16 protein-coding genes are annotated in these 19,971 nt (G+C 61.6%); 7 read left to right on the top strand and 9 right to left on the bottom strand.

All coding sequences use genetic code 11. The annotated features are described in order from the left end of the window. The first annotated feature begins 92 nt into the window (after positions 1-92). A complete protein-coding gene (locus B015_RS0126660) occupies positions 93-1,379 on the top strand; it encodes a glycosyltransferase family 2 protein (RefSeq protein WP_245262422.1) in 1,287 nt (428 codons plus the stop codon). 422 nt (positions 1,380-1,801) lie between these two features. Next, positions 1,802-3,145 (top strand): oligosaccharide flippase family protein, encoded by a 1,344-nt coding sequence (locus tag B015_RS0126655; protein ID WP_018430816.1) that lies wholly within the window; start codon positions 1,802-1,804, stop codon positions 3,143-3,145. A 115-nt stretch (positions 3,146-3,260) separates the two neighbouring features. On the opposite strand, the gene B015_RS31650 is transcribed toward B015_RS0126655, so the two are convergent. The 5 genes from B015_RS31650 to B015_RS0126625 all read right to left on the bottom strand — a co-directional run bounded on the left by B015_RS31650 (position 3,261) and on the right by B015_RS0126625 (position 9,617). After that, complete coding sequence (locus tag B015_RS31650) at positions 3,261-4,781, bottom strand: O-antigen ligase family protein (RefSeq protein ID WP_018430815.1); 1,521 nt, start codon at positions 4,779-4,781, stop codon at positions 3,261-3,263. Between the two features lie 117 nt (positions 4,782-4,898). Next, entirely contained in the window at positions 4,899-5,735 is an 837-nt protein-coding gene (locus tag B015_RS0126645) for an AAA family ATPase (protein WP_018430814.1), read from the bottom strand. Between the two features lie 122 nt (positions 5,736-5,857). Beyond that, entirely contained in the window at positions 5,858-6,520 is a 663-nt protein-coding gene (locus B015_RS32300) for a hypothetical protein (RefSeq protein WP_157632925.1), read from the bottom strand. A gap of 174 nt (positions 6,521-6,694) precedes the next feature. Continuing rightward, positions 6,695-8,284 carry a hypothetical protein gene (locus B015_RS0126635; protein ID WP_018430812.1) on the bottom strand — a complete coding sequence of 530 codons (1,590 nt, stop codon included), beginning with the start codon at positions 8,282-8,284 and terminating at the stop codon, positions 6,695-6,697. Between the two features lie 82 nt (positions 8,285-8,366). Further along, a complete protein-coding gene (locus tag B015_RS0126625) occupies positions 8,367-9,617 on the bottom strand; it encodes a polysaccharide biosynthesis/export family protein (protein ID WP_018430811.1) in 1,251 nt (416 codons plus the stop codon). Between the two features lie 185 nt (positions 9,618-9,802). Here B015_RS0126625 and B015_RS31635 point away from each other — a divergent pair, with 185 nt between their 5' ends. From B015_RS31635 to rfbD, 4 genes are all read left to right on the top strand, one after another. Next, entirely contained in the window at positions 9,803-10,984 is a 1,182-nt protein-coding gene (locus tag B015_RS31635) for a glycosyltransferase (protein WP_157632924.1), read from the top strand. Between the two features lie 91 nt (positions 10,985-11,075). Next, complete coding sequence (gene rfbC / locus B015_RS33120) at positions 11,076-11,639, top strand: dTDP-4-dehydrorhamnose 3,5-epimerase (protein ID WP_026227763.1); 564 nt, start codon at positions 11,076-11,078, stop codon at positions 11,637-11,639. Further along, on the top strand, positions 11,636-12,715 hold the full coding sequence (rfbB, locus tag B015_RS0126610; RefSeq protein WP_157632923.1) for a dTDP-glucose 4,6-dehydratase: 1,080 nt from the start codon (positions 11,636-11,638) through the stop codon (positions 12,713-12,715). The genes rfbC and rfbB overlap by 4 nt, the downstream gene beginning before the upstream one ends. After that, entirely contained in the window at positions 12,649-13,596 is a 948-nt protein-coding gene (rfbD, locus tag B015_RS0126605) for a dTDP-4-dehydrorhamnose reductase (RefSeq protein ID WP_245262421.1), read from the top strand. The genes rfbB and rfbD overlap by 67 nt, the downstream gene beginning before the upstream one ends. A 37-nt stretch (positions 13,597-13,633) precedes the next feature. Here rfbD and B015_RS0126600 read toward each other — a convergent pair whose 3' ends face one another. From B015_RS0126600 to pdxA, 4 genes are all read right to left on the bottom strand, one after another. Next, a complete protein-coding gene (locus B015_RS0126600; protein ID WP_018430806.1) occupies positions 13,634-14,764 on the bottom strand; it encodes an iron-containing alcohol dehydrogenase in 1,131 nt (376 codons plus the stop codon). Between the two features lie 40 nt (positions 14,765-14,804). Then, positions 14,805-15,941 (bottom strand): exo-alpha-sialidase, encoded by a 1,137-nt coding sequence (locus B015_RS0126595; RefSeq protein ID WP_018430805.1) that lies wholly within the window; start codon positions 15,939-15,941, stop codon positions 14,805-14,807. 71 nt (positions 15,942-16,012) lie between these two features. After that, on the bottom strand, positions 16,013-16,918 hold the full coding sequence (locus B015_RS0126590; protein ID WP_018430804.1) for a dihydrodipicolinate synthase family protein: 906 nt from the start codon (positions 16,916-16,918) through the stop codon (positions 16,013-16,015). Next, entirely contained in the window at positions 16,915-17,904 is a 990-nt protein-coding gene (gene pdxA / locus B015_RS0126585; RefSeq protein WP_040457322.1) for a 4-hydroxythreonine-4-phosphate dehydrogenase PdxA, read from the bottom strand. Before pdxA ends, B015_RS0126590 begins: the two co-directional genes overlap by 4 nt. Before the next feature lie 380 nt (positions 17,905-18,284). Here pdxA and B015_RS0126580 point away from each other — a divergent pair, with 380 nt between their 5' ends. Next, positions 18,285-19,934 carry an ABC transporter substrate-binding protein gene (locus B015_RS0126580; protein WP_018430802.1) on the top strand — a complete coding sequence of 550 codons (1,650 nt, stop codon included), beginning with the start codon at positions 18,285-18,287 and terminating at the stop codon, positions 19,932-19,934. The last annotated feature ends 37 nt before the right edge of the window (positions 19,935-19,971 follow it).

The raw sequence follows: 19,971 nt of genomic DNA, 5'->3' as shown, positions 1-19,971 counted from the left end.
TGTCACACAGGCTGATCTGGTACTGGTAGAAGCAAGCCGGACTGCCTGCTCAGCAGGATCGAAGATTTCGGCCTTGGAGCAATGGAAGTCTGGTGGACTTCTTTCCCAAGTCAAAGGACTATGCCCGCAGCGGCACCATAGGCAGGATTGTCGCGAACAATTGTCGACGGAGCATATGGCGCATGGTGGTGCTTTCATCGATCATGACTGCGGTCGCGCTCGTGCTTGCGCTTCCGACCTTGATCTATGGCGCCGAGGTGCTCGCCGGCCTTGCAATGCGCAAGCGCAGCGAGCAACTGCCCAGCCAACGACCTGACGTGACGGTGCTCGTACCCGCGCACAATGAAGAAGGCGGCATATCGGCCACGCTTCGCAGCATAGGGAACCAGCTTCGGCCCAGCGACCGCCTTCTGGTGATTGCCGACAACTGCAGCGACAACACCGCTTCACTTGCTCGCGCAGGCGGCGCGGAGGTGATTGTCCGCCATGACGACAATCGACGCGGAAAGGGGTATGCCCTCGACGCCGGCATTCGCCATCTCGCCGAAGCTCCGACCCCGATCGTCATCTTCGTGGACGCAGATTGCCAGCTTGAAGATGGCGCGGTGGCGCTGCTTGCTGCGACCGCGGCCATGAACCAACGACCGGTACAGGCCTGCTATCTGATCAAGGCGCCGGCGGGGGCAGCGCTGCAGCTTCGCGTCGCCGAGTTCGCGTTCATCGTCAAAAACAAGTTGCGGCCGCTCGGCTTGAGCGCCCTTGGCCTGCCCTGCCAACTGACAGGCAGCGGCATGGCTTTCCCGTGGTCGGTCATTCGACAGGTCGATCTTGCGACAGGTCATCTCGTCGAGGACATGAAGCTTGGATTGGACCTGGCTCGCGCCGGGCACCCACCGATGTTCTGCGCTGCGGCTGGCATCGCCAGCGAATTCCCCCAGTCGAGCAGTGGTACTGCGTCTCAGCGTCGGCGATGGGAGGAAGGTCATCTCAAGATGATCAAGGTTGCCCTTCAGACACTGTCCAGCCCGGCGGTCCTAAGGACGCCCGCATTGGCGGCATTGGCACTCGATCTGCTCGTCCCGCCATTGACGCTGCTGCTGCTGCTGCTGGTTGGCGCGTTCATCCTCGCCGCCGGTTTGTCCGCACTGACAGGGTCATCGACGGCGCTCTTTTTCTCCGGCCTGAATCTCGCCCTGTTTGCGCTGGCCTCGCTGGCGGCCTGGGCAGCCGTGGGCCGAACCGTGCTGCCGGCACGCGATTTCGGACAGATTCCACTCTATGTCCTGCGCAAGCTAAGCCTTTATCCGAAGGTATTGTTCGCGCGAACGTCGAGTGCCTGGATCCGGACAGATCGCAGCAGGCAGGATGACAAGCCTTGAACTGCCATGAACCATGTATGCTTGGACAACAAACTGCATCAGCGAACCGCTTCGGGCGATTTTCACGACAGTCTGCATACAATCGCTATTGCCAATAGCGTCCCGCTGCGCAACTTTTTGTGTCGTTTTGGCAATAGATCTCGACCGTCTTCCATCGGAGATGATTAAGCCGTTAGCACTTCAATAGTGAGTCCATCTTATACAGGATATGGCGCGACTATTTGTCGAGATGCGTTTTCGGCTGAAACTGCGGTACGGCTCGCAACGTGTCACGAAAGGAACGTGGACTTGCGACGCATGACCAACTGCCCTGTCCTACGGTTGTCGCGAACACAAAAAGTGGTCGCCGTCGCGGCGTGGCTGAGGCCGTCGAAGGATGGAGCGCCAGCGCAGTGAACAAGGGCGAGCGCTCCTTGAAATCGATGATACTGCGCGCCGCCGGCTGGACCGTTGGCGGGATGGCGGCGGGCTATGTCCTGCGCATCGCCAGCAATCTGATCATGACGCGTATTCTGGTGCCGGAAATGTTCGGTATCATGGCGGTTTCGACGGTGATCCTGATCATCGTCAACCTCCTGTCCGACGTCGGCCTAAGGCAATCGATCATACAAAGCCCGAAGGGCGACCTGCCGGTGTTTCTGAACACGGCATGGACGCTGCAGGTGATACGCGGCGTGGTCATCTGGCTCGCTTGCCTGTTGGTGGCTCTCGCCCTCTACGCTGCCAACAACCGGGGCATGATCCCCGCCGACCTGGTCTATGCTACCCCGGAATTGCCGCTTGTGCTGGCGGCATCGTCGTTCTCGTCGGTCATCACCGGCCTTCAGTCGACAAAGGCCATCTCCCGTGACCGCCATCTCGACCTCCGCCAGATAACCTATATCGAACTCATCTCGCAGGCAGTTGGCCTCGCGATCACCATCACATTGGGTTTGATGACGCGTTCGATCTGGTCTTTCGTAATCGGAAGCCTCGCGTCTTGCGTCGTTTCCACCGCGCTCAGCCATTTCTGGCTCTCCGGCGCCCCAAACCGCCTCCTCATCGATCGGGAGTCGGCCAGGGAATTGATCCAGTTCGGGCGCTGGATTCTAATTTCTTCGCTTTTTTCAGTCCTCGCCCAGAACGGCGACAGGGTGCTGCTCGGAGCATGGATCAGCCCGGTCCTGCTCGGGATCTATGTGCTGGCCTACAATCTGATCTCGATGATCGAAGGCGCTGGCGGCCGCCTGTTCTGGTCGGTCTCGACCCCTGCCTTCAGCCACGTGGTGCGCGACGACCCCAGCAGGCTCAAGGACGTCTACTTCAAGTTCCGGCTGCCGATGGACCTCGCATTCGTGGCCAGTGCCGGGCTGCTCTACGGGGCTGGACAATCCATCATCGACATCATGTATGACTCGCGATACGCGCAGGCTGGTGCGATCGTCCAGGTGCTGTCGTTTAGCCTTCTCATCAGCAGGTTCACGGTCGCTTACACGGTCTACATCGCCCTTGGCGTGCCAAGGAATCTGACGGTACTGAACATTTGCAAGGCGATTTCGATGTTCGTCGTCACCCCGCTGGCGCAATTGTTCTTCGGCTTCGAAGGCACCTTGTGGGCGATTGCGCTGCACGGCCTGCCGACCATCCCGATCATCTTCTTCATGAACCGGCAATTCGGCCTGAACGACTTTATCTACGAAGCCAAGGTCCTGCTGATATGGCCGGTCGGCCTGGCCTTGGGCATGGGCTTCGCCTACGCAGCAAACAGCCTTCTGTCGCTGTCGTAGAGTGCCGTAGTCCGAACCAGCGACGCTCGAAGTGCTCGACCCCTGCGCATTGAGCATCCTGCTTTGCGGAAATACGAATCCGGCTTTCCTGGCCGACGCGGCAGGCTGCCTCTCGTCAGGACGAGCGCCCGACCACCCTCATCCTGGCGACAGGCTCCGGCTGTTCGACATGGCTTTCGGCCGTAGCGCCAACCCTGAGAAGGGCGACGCAGAGGCCTGCAAAGGTCCAGTAGAGATAAGGGATGATCGATACGCTGCTGACGGTTGCGATCGTCACCAAGATGGCAGCCAGGCACCCAAGCAGTCCGCTTATCCTGATGTCTTGTCGCGGCGCCGTGAAGCTGAGCCAGGCGAGCTTGAACCCGATGGTTGCAAATACGAGCACGAAAAGTGCAAGCGCTATCAAGCCGAATTCGATCGCAACGCCGATGTATGTGTTGACCACGTCGACAATCCCTTGACCTTGAACCATCGCCTGCATCTCCGGCTCATGCAGAAAGTTGGGCGAGCCGAAAAGCGGATTGCGGCCAATCACGATCATGGCGTTGTGGAAGAGATCCACCCGATAGTCTTCGTTGCCGGTTTCGACGGTCCCGATGAATGGCAGGTATTTGGTGAAGCGCGCGCCGTAAGGGCTCATCAGGAACGGAACGATGAATATGCCCAAGGCCAGCGAGCCGCGCAGCACATTGGTAATACCCTTGGGATGGGCGGCCAGCAAAACCAACACGAGCAAGGCAAAGCCCAGCCAAGGGCCGCGCGAAACGCTGGCAAGGAGACCGCCGAGAAGAATGGCCAGCGAAGCATAGCCGATCAGACCGAAGGGCCGGTTGACCCTTATTGTGAGCAGGCATCCGGCAGCCACCATGCAAACAAACCCGAAGGCGATCGGCTCGGCCGACGTAACCGCAGCCCGCAGGATACCATCGCGGATAAGATAGGGGGCAATGAGGTTAATGCCCCAGGCGTCCGCGATGGTATTGTAGAGCCTCCAGCCCTTCGCGAGCTCGAACATGCCAGCGGCGGCCAATGGCATGGCCGCCACGACAAGGGCCATCAACGCTTTTCTGATATCGCTGACAGATCCAAGCACGCGGCTGAACACGAAATAGGGCAGCAGAATATCCAGCCCGTAGATGAAGGCCATTCGGGAGATGTCCGTCACCTTGCCCAGGCGCAGCGACAGCAGCATCAACAGCACACAATAAGCGACCACGAGCTTGTCGGTGATGCTGAATTTCGTACTGCCGGAACTTCCCCGCGCCAGCTGGATGGCACGCGGCAACAGAATGACAAGGGCAAGAAGCCGGCTCGGATTGAAGTCGATGATCTTGTTGATGACACCGAACAGGCCGACGATCACGGGCAAGGCCGGCGCCGCGAACATCAGGACGATGTAGAGATATGCCGGCTCGTTGCTCTTGCGAAAGGCATAGATGCTGATGATACCCAAAAAGGCGGCAAAAATGAAAAAATTGCCCGACAAGAACAACACGCACGTCGTCACGAACCAGGCATTGCGCCACAGCGTGAATTCAGCCGCGTCGATTGTGGGTTCCGCGAGCCGGCGCGCAAGGAACCAGACCGGGGTCGAAATGATCAGGACATAGGCGAGCGCTCTTACATATTCAGGCATGTCTGCCCCCTGGCCCCGGATCGCAGCTCACCAGAGCCGGTCAGGCCGTTGCCATCGCCGCCGATGCCTCCGCCTGCTTTGTTCACCTGCCAGACATCCCCGCTCAATCCGTCGACCTCAGGCCAGAATCCCGGCCTCGTCCATCCTGAAGACGCCGTGCCGTCTCTTGTCGGCCAGCACCTTGGTCACGATCTTCGCCGTCACGACGCTAGTCGATTCAGCGAAGGCATAGACCAGGCAACGATCGGCGAGGATGTTGATCTGCCGGGGAACGCCGTCCGAAGCATCGTGGATCAGACGCTTGGCCGTCGACGTAAACAGCTCGGGATCGCCGCCGGCAACCTGAAGCCGGTGTTCGATATAGGCCTTGGCTTCGACACGGTCCAACGCCGGCAAATGGAAATCGGACGAAACGCGTTGGGCGAACTGAGTCAATTCCGGCGCCTGAAGGATCGATCGCAGCTCGGGCTGTCCGACCAGTATCAGTTGCAGAAGCATCGTGTCCGTATTGATGTTTGACAGCATCCGGAGCTCTTCGAGCCTTTCAGCCTCCAGATTCTGGGCTTCATCGATGACCAGCACAGCCCGTCCCCGCCGCTCGCCCTCGTGCTCCAGAAAGTCGCGCAGCCGCTTGTAGAGACGTGGATAGGTGCCTTCCTCAAACGGCTGGTCGAATGCCATCAGAATCCACTCAAGCAAATTGCCGCCGAACTTCGAGGTGTGGCTTATGAGGCCGACCTTGATCTCGCCGGTGACGTTGCCGAGCAACTGGCGAATGAGCGTGGTCTTTCCAGAGCCGATGGTGCCGGTGATGACAGTGAACCCGGCCTGGTTGACGATGCCATATTCAAGCATCGAAAATGCCATCCGGTGCGCGTTGCTGAAATAGAGAAATTTCGGATCCGGAAGGATCGAAAACGGCTTCTCGCGCAATCCGAAGTATGTCTCGTACATTCATCTACTCCAAAGCGGGCGTCGAACCCCACGGGGCCGGCTACCGCCTTTGCCGCATTTCGATGAGCAGCCCGCCAAAAAGCATCTGCACGACCGGTCGGCCGATAATGGCGCGCACTTCGTTAAAGGTCGTGCCACCTCGTCTTGTTTAGCACCACCTGCACACCGGCTTTCGAACCCAAGAACGTCTTGCATGCCTCGAGATCAGCGACAGTCGATTCACCAACGGCAAGCACCAGCACAAGGCGGTCAGCATCGAGCGCCGATGGGATAGTCTCGTCATTGGCCAGCATCGGCGGCAGGTCCAGAACGACCAAAGCCGGCCTGACCGCCTTGCGTGCGCTTTCGACAAGTTCCGACAAGCGATGATGATCAACCACTTCGCCTGCGGTCCCAGGAGCCGTCACGATGTATACGCACACCTCGCCGGCTTCGGCCCGGATGATGCCGTCGGGGGCATCGCTTGTCGTCAATCCGTCCCACAACCTCAACTTCGCAGCCACGCCCGCATCCGACGGATTGGCGTCGACCAGCAACACATTCGTCGTCCGCATCCGGGCAAGGCTGAAGGCAAGATTGATCGCCGTGACCGTTACACCGCATCCGGCGGTGGGCGAGGTGACCGCAATGGTGCCGACCATGCCCTCCTTGTTGCTCAGCAGTTGGTTGCGCAGCATGTCGTAATAACGCGTCAGCGGGCTGCTGCTGTCGTTTGCAACGACCCGATTCTGCTCCAGCGCCGCTTCGTCAAGCCTGACGAGTGGAAAGCGCGGATCCGCCGCCAACGGCGATCCCGCCGCGTCGCGGCGGAAATGACCGGCGACACCGCCATCCTGCCTCGATCGGCTGTCGGGTCCGGCGTCGCGCAGTGGCGTGACAGGTCTGAGCGGTGCGCTCTCGCCTGCCAGTTCGGCCCTTGCCCGCTGCAATGCTTCGGTTACGCGTTCCATCGTGTCGACCTAGATATGAACCGGTTGCGCCGAGAGTTCGCCAGCTCTCGTGAGAGACAAGCCAGACTGCAGGAATTGTTGGGATTGGTCGAGGGGCTGAAGACCGTATATCCCCGCCCCCAGCAGCATCAGTCCGAGCGACGCGCCAAAAAACCTCCTGACCCTGCCGGAGAAGCTGTCCGAGGAAGACCATTGGGGGATCACGACGAGTACCTGTCCCTGCAGCGCACCCGCCAGATCGGAAGTGCGCCTGATGGTTCTGTCGAACAAGTCGGATACGTAGACACAGGCGAGCCCGGCGAGCCCGGCCAGCGCCAGCACCCCGAACATCAGCGTGGTGCGCCCAGCCCCTGTTGAGTATCTCGGCGTCTCCGGCTGTTCGAGGACACGGATCTGGGCCGAATACTGGTCCTGTTCCAGGCGCTGCCCGAGGCGGGCGGTCTCCAGCTTGGCCTTCATGTCGTCGAGGCTGCGCTGGATGCTTTCCTTCTCACGGAGACGTGTCGCCAGTTCCGCCTCCACTTCCGGCGCCCGCGCAATCGTTTCACGCAGCCATGCAACCCGTTCGCGCAATTGGTCGCGCTGGCGTATAAGCGCCTCTCGCTTGGGCTTTGCCAATGCGATCCTTTCCGCCACGAGCGCCATTTCCGGGCTCAGTCCGCTGTAGTTCGTGTCGGCGGTCGGCGGGGGCGTCGTGCCCGCCTGCGCGATCTGGTTCTCAAGGAACTGGATCTGGGATTTCAATGCCACGATGTCAGGGTGGGTGTCCGAATAGATCGACGACTTCTGACTGAGTTCAGCCTTGAGATTGGTAAGCTGAGTGCGCTGATTGGCTGCCGACGAGTTCGCCAGCGGCGCGTTGAGCTGGAACTGGACCTCCAGGAGCCGCAGCTCTTCCTCGAGGTCCGGCAACGCCTTTTCTGCCGCAGTCAGGTCACGCTCCTTGTCCTGCAGCTCGGTCAGATAACCCGCCACACGACCCGGCAGGATTTCCTTGTTCTGTTCCATGTACTGCGCCCAGCTCGTTTCGCTCGTTTTCACCTGGGTTGCCAGGTCAGATACTTCGCGTTCGAGGAATTGGGTGGCTTCCGAGGCGCGCGAGGTGCGCGTCCGCCTGTTCTCTTCGATGATCATCGAAACAAGCTCGCTCGTGGCCGCTGCAGCAAGCTGCGGGTCGCTGTACTCGAAGCCGATATAAAAGGTCGAACTGGTGGGATTCTGATCGGGTGTCCCGGTGTTGACGGATCTGATCTTGATGTGGCTGCGCACGAGCTCGGCCAGCTTCGTGTTGGACAGGCCCGAGCGGAGGCCTGGAAACAGATCGAGCTTGTTGACCAGGGTAAGCAAGTTTTCGCGGACCAGCACGCGCTGCTCGATGAATTGGGTCCGCTCGTTGGCAACGGTGGATTCCACCAGGGACGACGGAATCTGCTGGGATTCAACGACCATAAGAGCTTCGGTGTAGTAGGTCCTCGGCTTGGAAAAGACGAACATGGCGCCCAAGGCGAACACAATGGCTGCCGGCACGAGCCAGTAGAGCGGCTTCCTCAACAGGAGGTCGAGATAATAATAGGCAATCCGGGTCAGTTCATTGTCCATGCCGTCGCTCCGCTGACGCATCGTTTCGAGCGTCCATGCCTGCGTATCTTATTCCTGCTCTCAACCCAGAATAGTCTGCCCGCTATTGCCCGGTGGCGCCAGTGGCAGCGCCACCCGTCAGCTGCGCTTCCGACTGGCCTGACGTATCGACAAAGACGACGCGCACCAGGTCGCCGGGCCGAAGCTTGGTCATTTCGTTGGCCTCGATCTCGCTTGTCTGCCCGTTCTCCGACCTGACGATGCGGTATTCGACCGTGCGGGTCGCATTGCGGCCGCGGGTGTTTGCGGCATCGTTCGAATAGATCGAGAGAACGTTTTCGCTGTCAGCCATGCTGGCAGCCAATTCGTCGGCCTCGCGCCGAGTATCCTGGAGGTCGAGCAGGTCGCGTGTCCGACGCTCTTCCAACAGCCCTTGCAGCCGGTTGGCCTCGGCTGCGACCGAGCCTTCGGCTGTGGCCATGGCGGACTGGAGCGAGTTTCGCATGCCTTCCAGCTCGGCAATGCTACCTTCGATCTCAAGGCGTACCGAAACATTCGCCAGGCCCTTGTCGACAAGTATCGAGGTGCTTGCCAGCCGCTGCTTTGCAAGCTCGATGCGCTGCGTCACGGTCTGCATCTGCTCCTGTGCTGCTTCGGCGCTGCGCTGCGTGATTTCGTCGATATGCTTCTTGGCATCGAGCTGCATCTGAACTTCATCGCGGCGGCGTTCGAGGATCTTCTGTTCCTCCGCCAGAAGATCGTCCAGCACGCCCTTGGAGATAGACGAGTTCACCTGCGCCGGCACTTCTATCTTGTCCCGGTCGTCCAGTTCGGCCTGAAGGCGCGCCATCTTCAGCTGAAGCTCGACGAGACGCTTGCGCTGCCGCTCGATCTCACCTTCAACGACCAGGGCGCGATCGCGATCGGCCGCAAGCAGAGCCGACCTGAACAGGCCGCCGGAGACGCTGACCGCATGCAGCACGGTCATGTCCTGCCTGAAGGGGAAGGCTCCGGGAGTGTTCACATCGCCGACCACAAAGACGGTTGGCATGTGCTGCGGGTTCGGCAGCAACATGACAGTCAGGTTGAGCTTGTCCTTGAAAAAGCTGCTCAGGCGCTCCACCAGTGCCGCCTCAAGCTCCTCCACCGTCAGCCCTTCCGCCTGCAGGTGACCGGCAAGCGGCAACGACAGGCGACCATCCGGCGCAATCACCGCCTGGCGATTCAGGTTCGTCTGTTGGGCGACTGAAATCTCAACCGTGTCACCCGGCTGTAGCCTGTACTCGGCAAGCGCCGGCGATACCACCAGCGAAAACAGCCAGACAAGGCAAAATGTGCACCAGGTTGAACGCATAAGCTCTCCTGAAGAACATCGTTACGGCAGCATGCACGCTCGCCGCGAGGTCCACTTCTGTCTTATTGGCAAACGGTCGCCTTGAAAATAAGCGATCGCCAATGAACTGCATGGTAGTATTCAAATAAGATGATGAGGTTAATGAGACTGCGCTCCATTAGCTCGAGGCCTGACATATGAGCCGTGTGTTTGCCGAGTTGACCAGCCTTCCCGTCGTGGCCCACGACGACGGCAGCTTCACGCTCACCAAGAAGTTCATCGAAGGCATGAACCACTACGTGGCCCATTGGGATGGCCCGGTCGTCGCGGTCATGGATCCGGCCCACGCTGCAACCGACAATCTCGACAACGTCCGGGTCGACCCAAAGGACATAGACTTCGAGATCAAGGCAATCCAGTTCGAGTCCGAAGAGCTTCGAAACCTGGCGAGCCAATCCGGCTTCGTTCACTGGGGCCCTCACTACAAAACGCACGACCTTGCCGACATCGTCGGCCCAAGGCAGATCGCCAACGTCTACAACACCGAGTACTCGCTTAAGACCCGGCTCCAGATCGTCGATGAAACGGCCCCGAACCTTCTGAAACGCTGGCGTCGCCGGTGGTGGGAAAGAGGCCAGGAACGGCAGATACGCAGGAGCATCGCGGCAGCTGCCGGCTTTGAAGCGAACGGCACCCCGACCTATGATGCGTATGCCGCCCTCAACGACAGGAACCTGCTGTATTTCGCTTCCTGGGTAAAACAATCCGCGCTCATTGCAGAGCACGAACTGGAGCAGCGCCTGACCGCATCCAGCGACAGCACGGCTGCCTTGCGCCTCGTCTTTTCCGGTCGTCTCAACGAAATGAAGGGTGCCATGGACCTTATCGTCGTTGCAAACATGCTGCGCCGCCGGGGACTGAACTTCAAACTGTCGATCTGTGGCGGAGGCGTGCTCGAAGACGCCATGAGGCAACGTATCGCCCGCGACGATCTTGGCAACCACGTGACCATGATGGGCGTGCTGCCATTCCAGGAGAAGCTCGTGCCCTTCGTCAAGCAGCAGGCGGACCTGTTCCTCTGCTGCCACAAGCAGGGCGACCCCTCGTCGACCTATCTGGAGACTTTTGCCCTTGGCGTGCCGATCGCCGGCTACGGCAACGAGGCATTGGCAGGCCTGATAAAGCGCGTCGATGCCGGCTGGTGCGTAGGCGAAAACGACGCTGCGGGATTGGCAGACACAGTCGTCAAGATAGCCGGCAATAGAGCGGAAATTGCTCGAAAATCCCGCACCGCCCTGGCCTTTGCCCGACAGCATACTTTCGAACAGACCTTCGCCAGACGAATGGACTTCTTCAAGCAGGTCGCGGCCCGAAAACGCACTGGATAGTTCCGTTAGGCTCATCGAAGCACGCGACACGTATTGCACTGGCTTATAGTGACTGCTCTTATTGCGTCGAAAATGGGTCAAGGGATAACCCATGGTTGAAATAATTAGTCTGGGCCTGGACGGGGTGTTCGAGATCAGGCCGCCGAAATTCGCGGACGAGCGCGGCTTCTTCTCCGAAACCTGGAATGCGGCAAAGCTGGCGCAGGCCGGCATCACGGTCGATTTCGTGCAGGACAACCACTCCTGTTCGCGCGGTCGTGGAGTGATGCGCGGATTGCATTTCCAAACGCCGCCCTTTGCCCAGGACAAACTGGTGCGGGTGCTGCGCGGCTCGGTCTTCGATGTCGCGGTCGACATCCGCAAGGGCTCGCCGACCTATGGCAGATGGGTGGGCATCGAGCTTTCGGCCGAAGCCTGGAACCAGATCCTCGTGCCCAAGGGATTTGCCCATGGGTTTGTCACGCTCGAGCTGGACACGGAGGTCGTCTACAAGGTCTCCGCCCCTTATTCGCAGCCGCACGACCGCTCGGTTCGCTTCGACGATCCCGCCATCGCGATCGATTGGCCGGTGCAGGCAGCCGAAATGACCTTGTCGGCAAAGGACAGTGCAGCACCATTGCTCGCCGAAATCGAAACAGGATTCGTCTACCCGTGAAGCAAGCTACGCAAACCGTATTGGTCACCGGCGGCGCCGGGTTCATCGGGTCGGCAGTGTGCCGCCACCTGGTGGGCACAGGCAGCTACCGGGTCATCAATCTCGACAAGCTGACCTATGCCGGCAACCTGACATCGCTGCGCGATCTCGAGGGCCATCCGAACTATGCCTTTCATCGGGCAGACATCTGCGACACGGACGCGGTGAGGCGGATACTAGCGGACGAAAACGTCGACCGGATCATGCATCTGGCAGCGGAGAGCCATGTCGATCGGTCGATCGATGGCCCGATGGCCTTCGTCACCACCAATGTCGTCGGCACTGCGAGCCTGCTGTCTGCAGCCCTCGACCATTGGCGCAGCCTGGACGCGAGCCGGCGGGAAACCTTCAGGTTCCACCATGTCTCGACCGACGAGGTGTTCGGCGACCTGCCCTTCGATGCCGGCGTGTTCACGGAAGACTCGCCCTACAAGCCTTCGTCTCCTTACTCGGCATCCAAGGCCGCATCGGACCACTTCGTCCGTGCCTGGCACGAGACATATGGGCTGCCTGTGGTGCTGTCCAACTGCTCGAACAATTATGGACCCTACCACTTCCCCGAAAAACTGATCCCGCTGGTGATTGCCAATGCGCTCGATGAGCGGCCCTTGCCGGTCTACGGCAAGGGCGCCAATGTGCGCGACTGGCTGTTCGTCGAGGATCATGCACGCGCGCTGGAGACTGTGCTGACCAAGGGACGCGCAGGCCAGAGCTACAACATCGGCGGCCGCGCCGAGCGCACCAATCTCCAGGTCGTCGAGGCAATCTGTGAACTCCTCGACAATCGTCGGCCGCGTCAGGGCGGACGCTCGCATCTCGAGTTGATCGAATTCGTGACCGACCGTCCCGGACATGACCGGCGTTATGCCATCGACCCGGCCAAGAGCGAGCGCGAGCTTGGCTGGGTCCCGTTGGAGACCTTCGAAAGCGGACTGGCACGAACGGTAGACTGGTATCTTGCAAACGGCTGGTGGTGGCGACCGATCCGCGAACAGCGCTTCGATGGCAACCGGCTCGGACTGGTCGAGGCGAAGTGAAGATCCTCGTCACCGGAACGGAAGGCCAGCTGGCGCGCGCCCTTGCGGCGCGAGCGCAGTTCCATAGGGGGATTGAACTCGTCTGCATCGGACGGCCGAATCTGGATCTGGAGGCGCCAGCCACCTTTGCCCCGGTTCTCAAGCTGATCGCCCCGGACCTGGTCGTCAATGCAGCGGCGCATACCGGTGTCGACCAGCAGGAAGACGAGGCTGAGCGTGCCTTCACGATGAATGCCGAGGCACCGTCGGCGTTGGCCCGCCTGACCAGGCTGTCGGGTATCCCGATCATCCAGGTATCCACCGACTATGTGTTCGACGGACGGTCGGCTCGCTCCTATGTCGAGGCCGATTTGCCCAATCCGCAGACGGTCTACGGGCGCAGCAAGCTCGCAGGCGAAGATGCCGTGCGCGACGGCAATCCGGATCACCTGATCGTACGCACAGCATGGGTCGTCAGCCGCTATGGCCGCAATTTCGTCAAGACGATGCTCACGGCCGCGCAAAGCCGGGACAGATTGACCGTTGTCGCCGACCAGTTCGGCAATCCAACGGAAGCAGACGATCTTGCCGACGGCATTCTTGCCGCCGCCAACACAAGGCGCTCCACCGGCAGCTTTCCGGGCCGGCTCTATCATCTCGCCGGGCAAGGTCGAGCCAGCTGGTATGAGCTTGCACGGCATGTCCTTGAGGTCAGCGCTCCTCTGGGCGGCCCGAGCGCCGTTGTAGAACCGATCAGCAGCTCCATGTGGCCGGCAAAAGCCGCGCGCCCGGCCAATTCAGAGCTGAATTCGGACGCATTCCAACGCGACTTCGGTTATCGGGCGGGCGATTGGAGAGCGCGGACCGCCACCCTCGTCGAAACGCTGCTTCAAGACCGCTGACCCGGATTGCCGGCGCATTCCATCGGCAGCGTCGCGCTCAATAGGCCGTCTGGTAGATCGACAGAATATCTGAACGCGCCAGGTCGCGCGGGTTGTTGTCGAGCAAGCGACGAATGGCGAAGGCGTCGTCGGCCATCGTCTCCAGGTCGTTCTCCGGCACGCCGAGCTTCGACAGCCGCATCTCGATGCCAAGCGAAGCGCAATAGTCGTGCGTCGAGCCGAACACATCCTGCACGGCATGGGCCTCCGGCAAGCCGAGGGCCGAGAGGATGTGGCCGGTCTTCTCCCCTGCCGACGGCAGGTTGAAGGCGAGCACATGTGGAAAGATCAGCGCATTGGCAGCGCCATGGGCAATGTGCCAGCGCGTGCCCAGCGGATAGGCGAGCGCGTGGCCGCCGGCAGTGTTGACCGGGCCGAGGCAGAAGCCGCCATAGAGCGAGGCGAGTGCCAGCCCGGCGCGGGCCTCGACGTCGCTACCGTCCTTGACCGCACGGGCGAGGTAGCGACCGACCAGCTTCACGCCTTCCAGCGCGTAGAGGTCGATCATCGGATGCGCCTTCTTGTTGGTGTAGGCCTCGACGCAATGAGCCATCGCATCGACGCCGGTCGCTGCGGTGACGGCAGCGGGCACGGTCATGGTCAGCGCGGGATCGACGACGGCGATGTCGGCCAGCATCTCGATGCTTTCGACGGCAAGCTTGGCTTGCGTCGTCGGATCGGTGACCAAGGCGCGGATGCCGGCCTCGCTGCCGGTGCCCGAGGTCGTTGGCACCTGCGCCAGAGCGACGCGCCGCCTTGTGGCCTTGCCGACGCCGACGATGTCCTGCAGGCGCTGGCCGGTGCCCGCCATGACCGAAACGAGCTTGGCGAGGTCCATGGCGCTGCCGCCACCGAAACCGACGATCAGGTCGGCCTCCGAACGGGCCGCGAGCTCAAGCACCTTTTCGAGATTGGGCAGGTCCGGCTCCGGGCGTACCTCGCCGAAGACGACCGTCTCGACGCCGAGATCGAGCGTGTCCACACGCGCCGCATTAAACGCGTCGGCGACGACAAGGGCCTTTGTGATGTTGCGCGACTTCACCCAGCCGGCGAGCCGGGACACCACACCGGGACCGAACTCGATGACCGGCGGCCGAACGATCGTGATGGGCGTGTTGAGACCGTTCATCGTCTTTGCTCCTGCTGGATATGGTCGCCGCTGATACGCATCAGATGTCTGCCGGTGTCAGGCGGACGTATTTGATGGCGCGGCGGAAATAGGTGAAGGCGACATGGATCGCCCCATCGGGCGCAGCCACGATCGACGGGTAGGAGAACTCGCGGTTCAGCCCGTCCTTGGAGTTGTTGGTGAGGCAGAAGCCGTCCCCCGTCTCCAGGTCGATGCGGCCGCCGAAGCTCTCGCCGCCATCGGACGAGAATGCGAGGCTGAGCGGCGCACGCGGCACGCCCCAGACGGCCTTGCGCCCCTCCGGCTCTGCAGCCGGCTCGGTCGCCAAAGGCTCGTCGCCCTCGATCTCGTCATAGAGCGACAGCCGCCGGTCATCCGACATCGACGCATTGGCATGGTTGTAGACGATGGCGATGCGGCCATCGCCCATGCGCACGGCCTGCACAGACGAGTTGTTGTTGGGCAGGTCGGTCGGTTCAGGCGCACTCCAGCCGCGGCCGCCGTCACGCGAGCGGCTGCGCAGAACCTGTTCGGAAAAACGGTTGCGGAAGACGGCCACCATCTCGTCGCCGCCGAGCGGCACAATGTTCATGTGTACGGCGCCGATGCTGTCGGCTACGTCACGCATGGCCCAGCTGGTGCCGGCGTCGGTCGACACCAGCACGGCGGCCGTGTCAACGTCGCCGCTCCAGCGGGTTCCCGGCCGGCCGATGCAGCGGAACACCGGCAAAAGCCACTCGCCGCGACCGTTGACGATGATCGGCTGGCGCACGAAGGTGCCCGGCACGTCGCAGAGCGTGGTCACGGCGCCGAAGCTCTTGCCGCCATCCTCGGAGATGCGGCGCTTGACCACCGCGCCGTCCTGATGACCCGAGGTCTGCGAGGTGTAGAGCAGCCAGACCTTGCCGTCGGGCGCGTTGAACAGCATCGGGTTCTGTTCTGATTTCGTGGGGTCGTCGGACATCTTCTCCGGCGCCGACCAGACATCCGAACCGGGCAACAGTCGCGACATGTAGATCGAGATGTCGCCCATGCCTTCCATCGTGCCGCCGAACCAGACGCAAGCCAGCGTGCCATCGGGCAACAGCGACAGGTTTGCGGCGTGGTTCTGCACTGTCGGTGACGGCAGGAAGGCGTCCCACCGTCCCGGTGCGGCAGCCCTCATCTTGCCGTCCATGCGAGCTGCCACCTCCGCGTGGGTCATGACGGATGCTTCCGCTTGTGCCGCGCCCATGGCCGTCCCCGTGCTCACGGCAGCTGCTCCAGTTGCGGCCTGAGCGCGGCGACATCGCCGTCGCTCAGCGACACAAGCGGTGGGCGCAGCCGCTGCCAGGCCGGCTTGCCGTGCTTGAGGCCGACCATCGCCTTGATGGTCGGGATCTGTGCGTAGCTGTTGGAAAGGTTGCGCCAGGCGTTGATGCGCGCCTGCGCCGCCTCGACCTTCGCCTCTTCGCCAGCGGTCGCATGGTTGTCGAAGACAGTGCGCAGCGAATCCGCGATCAGGTTGGAGGTCGCGGTGATGCAGCCGGCGCCGCCTTCGCGCAACAGCGGCAACATCAGCGGGTCAGCGCCCGGGAACACGGCAAAGCCCGGATAGGCCTGCACCAGCGCCTGCATGTTGGCGAAATCGCCCTTGGATTCCTTGATGCCGACGACGGTTTTCGGGAAGGCTTTGATCAACCGGCCGACGAGCTCGACGGACAGCGAAATGCCAGACACCTGGGGGATATGATAGAGCACGACCTTGAGCCGGTCGTCGGCGATGCCTTCGAGGATGCGGGAGTAGGCATCGAACAGGCCGTCGTCGGACACGCCCTTGTAATAGAAGGGCGGCAGCATCACGACCTTGTCGACGCCGATCGAGAGCGCGTGGCGCGTCAGTTCGATGGTCTCGGGGATGGCGGCGACACCCGTGCCGGGCATGAGCTTGTCGGCTGAGACGCCCGCCTTGACGACGCTTTCCAGCATCGCCTTGCGCTCGGTCAGCGAGAACGAATTGGCTTCGCCGGTGGTGCCGAGCAGGGCCACGCCATGGCAGCCCTCGTCGAGCAGCCGCTTGCAATGCGCGGCCAGCAGGCCATGGTCGGGCGTAAGGTCGGCGTTGATGGGCGTAGCGGCAGCCGAGAAGACGCCCGAGATTGCAAAACTGGTCATGCGGTCACCCGAGGCGTTCCGGCGAGCTTGCGCGCATAGGCGATCGCCGAGTTCATGTTGACGTGGTTGGCCTTGCCGGTTCCGGCGATGTCGAAGGCGGTGCCGTGGTCGACAGAGGTGCGGTCGATGGGCAGGCCGAGCGAGATGTTGACGCCGGTCTCGAAGGCCACCAGCTTCATCGGGATGTGGCCTTGGTCGTGATATTGCGCGACCACAAGGTCGAAGGCACCAGTATAGGCACGGTGGAAGACTGTATCTGGCGGCACCGGGCCGTAGGCATCGATGCCCTCGGCCTTGGCCGCGGCGACTGCAGGGGCAATGAACTCGTCGTCCTCGGTGCCGAACAGGCCGTTTTCGCCGCAATGCGGGTTGAGGCCGGCGACCGCAATGCGCGGGTTTTCGATGCCGATGCGGCGCAGATGGCTATGGCCCGTACGGATGGTCTCCAGAATGCGCTCGGGCCTGACCCTCGATATAGCGTCTTTGAGCGACACATGGGTCGAGACGTGGATGACCGACATGCGTTCGGCGGCAAGCAGCATCCAGGACGAGCGCGAGCCGGTGAGATGCGCCAGCATGCCGGTGTGGCCGTCATAGTGGTGGCCGGCGAGGTTCAACGCTTCCTTGTTGATGGGGGCGGTGACGATGCAGCCGATCTCACCTGCGGTCGCCGCTTCCACCGCACGCGCAATGAAGCGGAATGAGGCGTCACCGGCGCGAATGTCGATCTTGCCGAAGGCGATCGGGCCGCCCTCGATGGCGACATGCTCGACGGCAACCGTGTCGGCGCCATCCGAGACGGAAGCGAACTTCAGCGGCGCGCCGACGATGCTGGCTGCCGCTTCAAGACTGTCGCGGTTGCCGAAGACCCGCATGGTGGCGCGGTCGGCGGCACCCATCTCGGCCAGCGACTTGCAAATGATCTCGGGGCCGACGCCCGCCGGGTCCCCCATGGTGATGCCAATCGTGCGGCTAGAACTCGCCATCGCTCCCTGTCCGTCTTGTCGCAGGTAATGCCGGCTACCCGGTCCCCGCGTGCTGGAATCCTCCCGAGCGCATGCACCTCGAGGCGCGAACTGCACTTGGCTTTATGGCCGAAAACTGACCACAAGCAGATAAGTTGTCAAGTTGCTTTTTCACCACCCCACTGACGCCCTTTGTGCGAATCTGTCCATCATATTGATTTTTAACAAGAAAATTTCATTCAGTTCACCAAACGCTAATTTTATCGACTTCTGGCAGCAAAAAATGAATTGACATGTTTACAATATGGCGGCATTTGTTCGGCCACGGTCGCCGCTCCCGTGTCTGTTGCCTTTCGATGGACCAGAGCATCGCCGTTCATGGATTTCACGGGAGGAATGTCATGTCGAAACGGAACACCGAGACTCCGTCGCGCGCCGGGATGACCCGCCGCGACGCGCTCAGGCTCGGCCTGGGCAGTGCTGTGGGCTTCACGCTGCTCGGCCTCAATGCCAAGATCGCCTTTGCACAGGAAGGCCAGGTGCTGAAAGTCGCCAATCCGGCCTTCAATCAGGACTGGTCGCCGCTGCGCGGCGGCGGCGTGCCTTATCGCTGGAACTCGGCCTGGTGGGCATCGCCGATGTATTTCGACAGCGAAGGCAAGATCCACCCTTACGTCTTCACCAGCTGGGAAGGCTCGGCCGACTCCAAGACCTGGACCTTCAAGCTCGACCCCAAGGCAACCTTCTCCGACGGCAGCAAGATCACCTCGGCAGATGTCGCCGGGTCGTGGAACGTGGCGGCGATGCCCGGCACCAAGAGCCAGCGTGCCGACCAGGTTCTCGGCAAGGTCGCAGGCTTCGCTGAAGTGACCGGCGGCAGCGCCAACACCATTTCCGGCGTCGCCACCCCCGACGAAGGCACCGTCGTCGTGACGCTGATCGAGGCCGACCCGATCTATTTCATGCGCGTCGCCAACCACATCGTGCCGATCACCAAGGCCTCGCAGTCGCGCGGCGAGGACGGCAACGAGATCCAGGATTGGTTCACGCCCGACGCGGGTGCTGTCTATTCCGGCCCGTTCAAGCTGACCAGCATCGACATCGACGCCGGCAAGCTGGTGTTCGAGCCGAACGAGAACTTCTTCGGCCCTAAGCCCAAGCTCGCCCGCATCGAGATCACCTCGATCGAGGACAATGTCACGGCGACCTCGCTGCTCAAATCGGGCGAGTTCAACGCCCATACCGAGCTGGTCACCTCGACCATCGTGCAGGATCTCGGCAGCGAATTTGCCTCCGGTCCGCTGATCCCCACCAGCCAGCACTTCTGGTTCAACTCCAAGCGCGCGCCGATGGACGACCCCAAGGTTCGCCAGGCGCTGATCATGGCGGTCGACCGCGATGGCCTGATGAAGGCCTCGTTCCCCGACGGCCCGCACAAGAAGACCGACCAGGTCATCAACTCCGTACCCGGCGCCGACAATTCCGGCTTCGAGCCCTACGCATACGATCCGGAAGGCGCCAAGAAGCTGCTCGCCGAGTCGACCTATGGCGGTCCGGAGCGCTTGCCCAAGATCCTGTTCGTCGGCATTTCCTCGCCGGCCAACGAGGCAGCCGCACAGTTCATCGCCGAGCAGTGGCGCCAGAATCTCGGCATCACCGCCGTCGACATGAAGCCGCAGCAGGACGCCTATGCCGGTCCCGACCAGAACTCGGTGCAGATCTTCCGCGACGACGTCGGCACGCGCGTGCCGGATGCCGTAAGCTATCTCGCCGGCTCCATCGCCTCGACCTCGTCCAACGCCCAGAACAAGCTCGGCGGATACAAGAACGACAAGGTCGATCAGTTGCTCTCAGAAGCCGCGACCAAGGCGGCCGACGATCCGCAGCGCGTCGCACTTGCCCAGGAGGCACAGAAGGTCTTCCGCGACGACTGGACCTTCATTCCCTGGTACGCTCAGGCGATGTCGCGCTGGGCCAACGCCAATGTAAAGGGCATCGACAAGAACCTCGACTGGCAGGTTGTCGCTCCTTGGGAAATCACCGTCGGCTGATGTCCCGGTAACGCGCACGGGGGCTCGTCCCCCGTGC

It is taken from the genome of Hoeflea sp. 108 (assembly GCF_000372965.1).
In the GTDB taxonomy this organism is placed as follows: domain Bacteria; phylum Pseudomonadota; class Alphaproteobacteria; order Rhizobiales; family Rhizobiaceae; genus Aminobacter.
This window is presented reverse-complemented; position numbering and strand designations above follow the sequence as displayed.

Bases quoted from the DNA above. Each gene is read 5' to 3' on its own strand.
- B015_RS0126600 (WP_018430806.1), bottom strand. From the start codon at position 14,764: ATGAACGGTCTCAACACGCCCATCACGATCGTTCGGCCGCCGGTCATC.
- B015_RS0126580 (WP_018430802.1), top strand. From the start codon at position 18,285: ATGTCGAAACGGAACACCGAGACTCCGTCGCGCGCCGGGATGACCCGC.
- rfbC (WP_026227763.1), top strand. From the start codon at position 11,076: ATGGTTGAAATAATTAGTCTGGGCCTGGACGGGGTGTTCGAGATCAGG.
- B015_RS0126625 (WP_018430811.1), bottom strand. From the start codon at position 9,617: ATGCGTTCAACCTGGTGCACATTTTGCCTTGTCTGGCTGTTTTCGCTG.
- B015_RS0126635 (WP_018430812.1), bottom strand. From the start codon at position 8,284: ATGGACAATGAACTGACCCGGATTGCCTATTATTATCTCGACCTCCTG.
- B015_RS31650 (WP_018430815.1), bottom strand. From the start codon at position 4,781: ATGCCTGAATATGTAAGAGCGCTCGCCTATGTCCTGATCATTTCGACC.
- B015_RS0126645 (WP_018430814.1), bottom strand. From the start codon at position 5,735: ATGTACGAGACATACTTCGGATTGCGCGAGAAGCCGTTTTCGATCCTT.
- B015_RS0126595 (WP_018430805.1), bottom strand. From the start codon at position 15,941: ATGGACGGCAAGATGAGGGCTGCCGCACCGGGACGGTGGGACGCCTTC.
- pdxA (WP_040457322.1), bottom strand. From the start codon at position 17,904: ATGGCGAGTTCTAGCCGCACGATTGGCATCACCATGGGGGACCCGGCG.
- B015_RS0126655 (WP_018430816.1), top strand. From the start codon at position 1,802: ATGATACTGCGCGCCGCCGGCTGGACCGTTGGCGGGATGGCGGCGGGC.
- B015_RS0126590 (WP_018430804.1), bottom strand. From the start codon at position 16,918: ATGACCAGTTTTGCAATCTCGGGCGTCTTCTCGGCTGCCGCTACGCCC.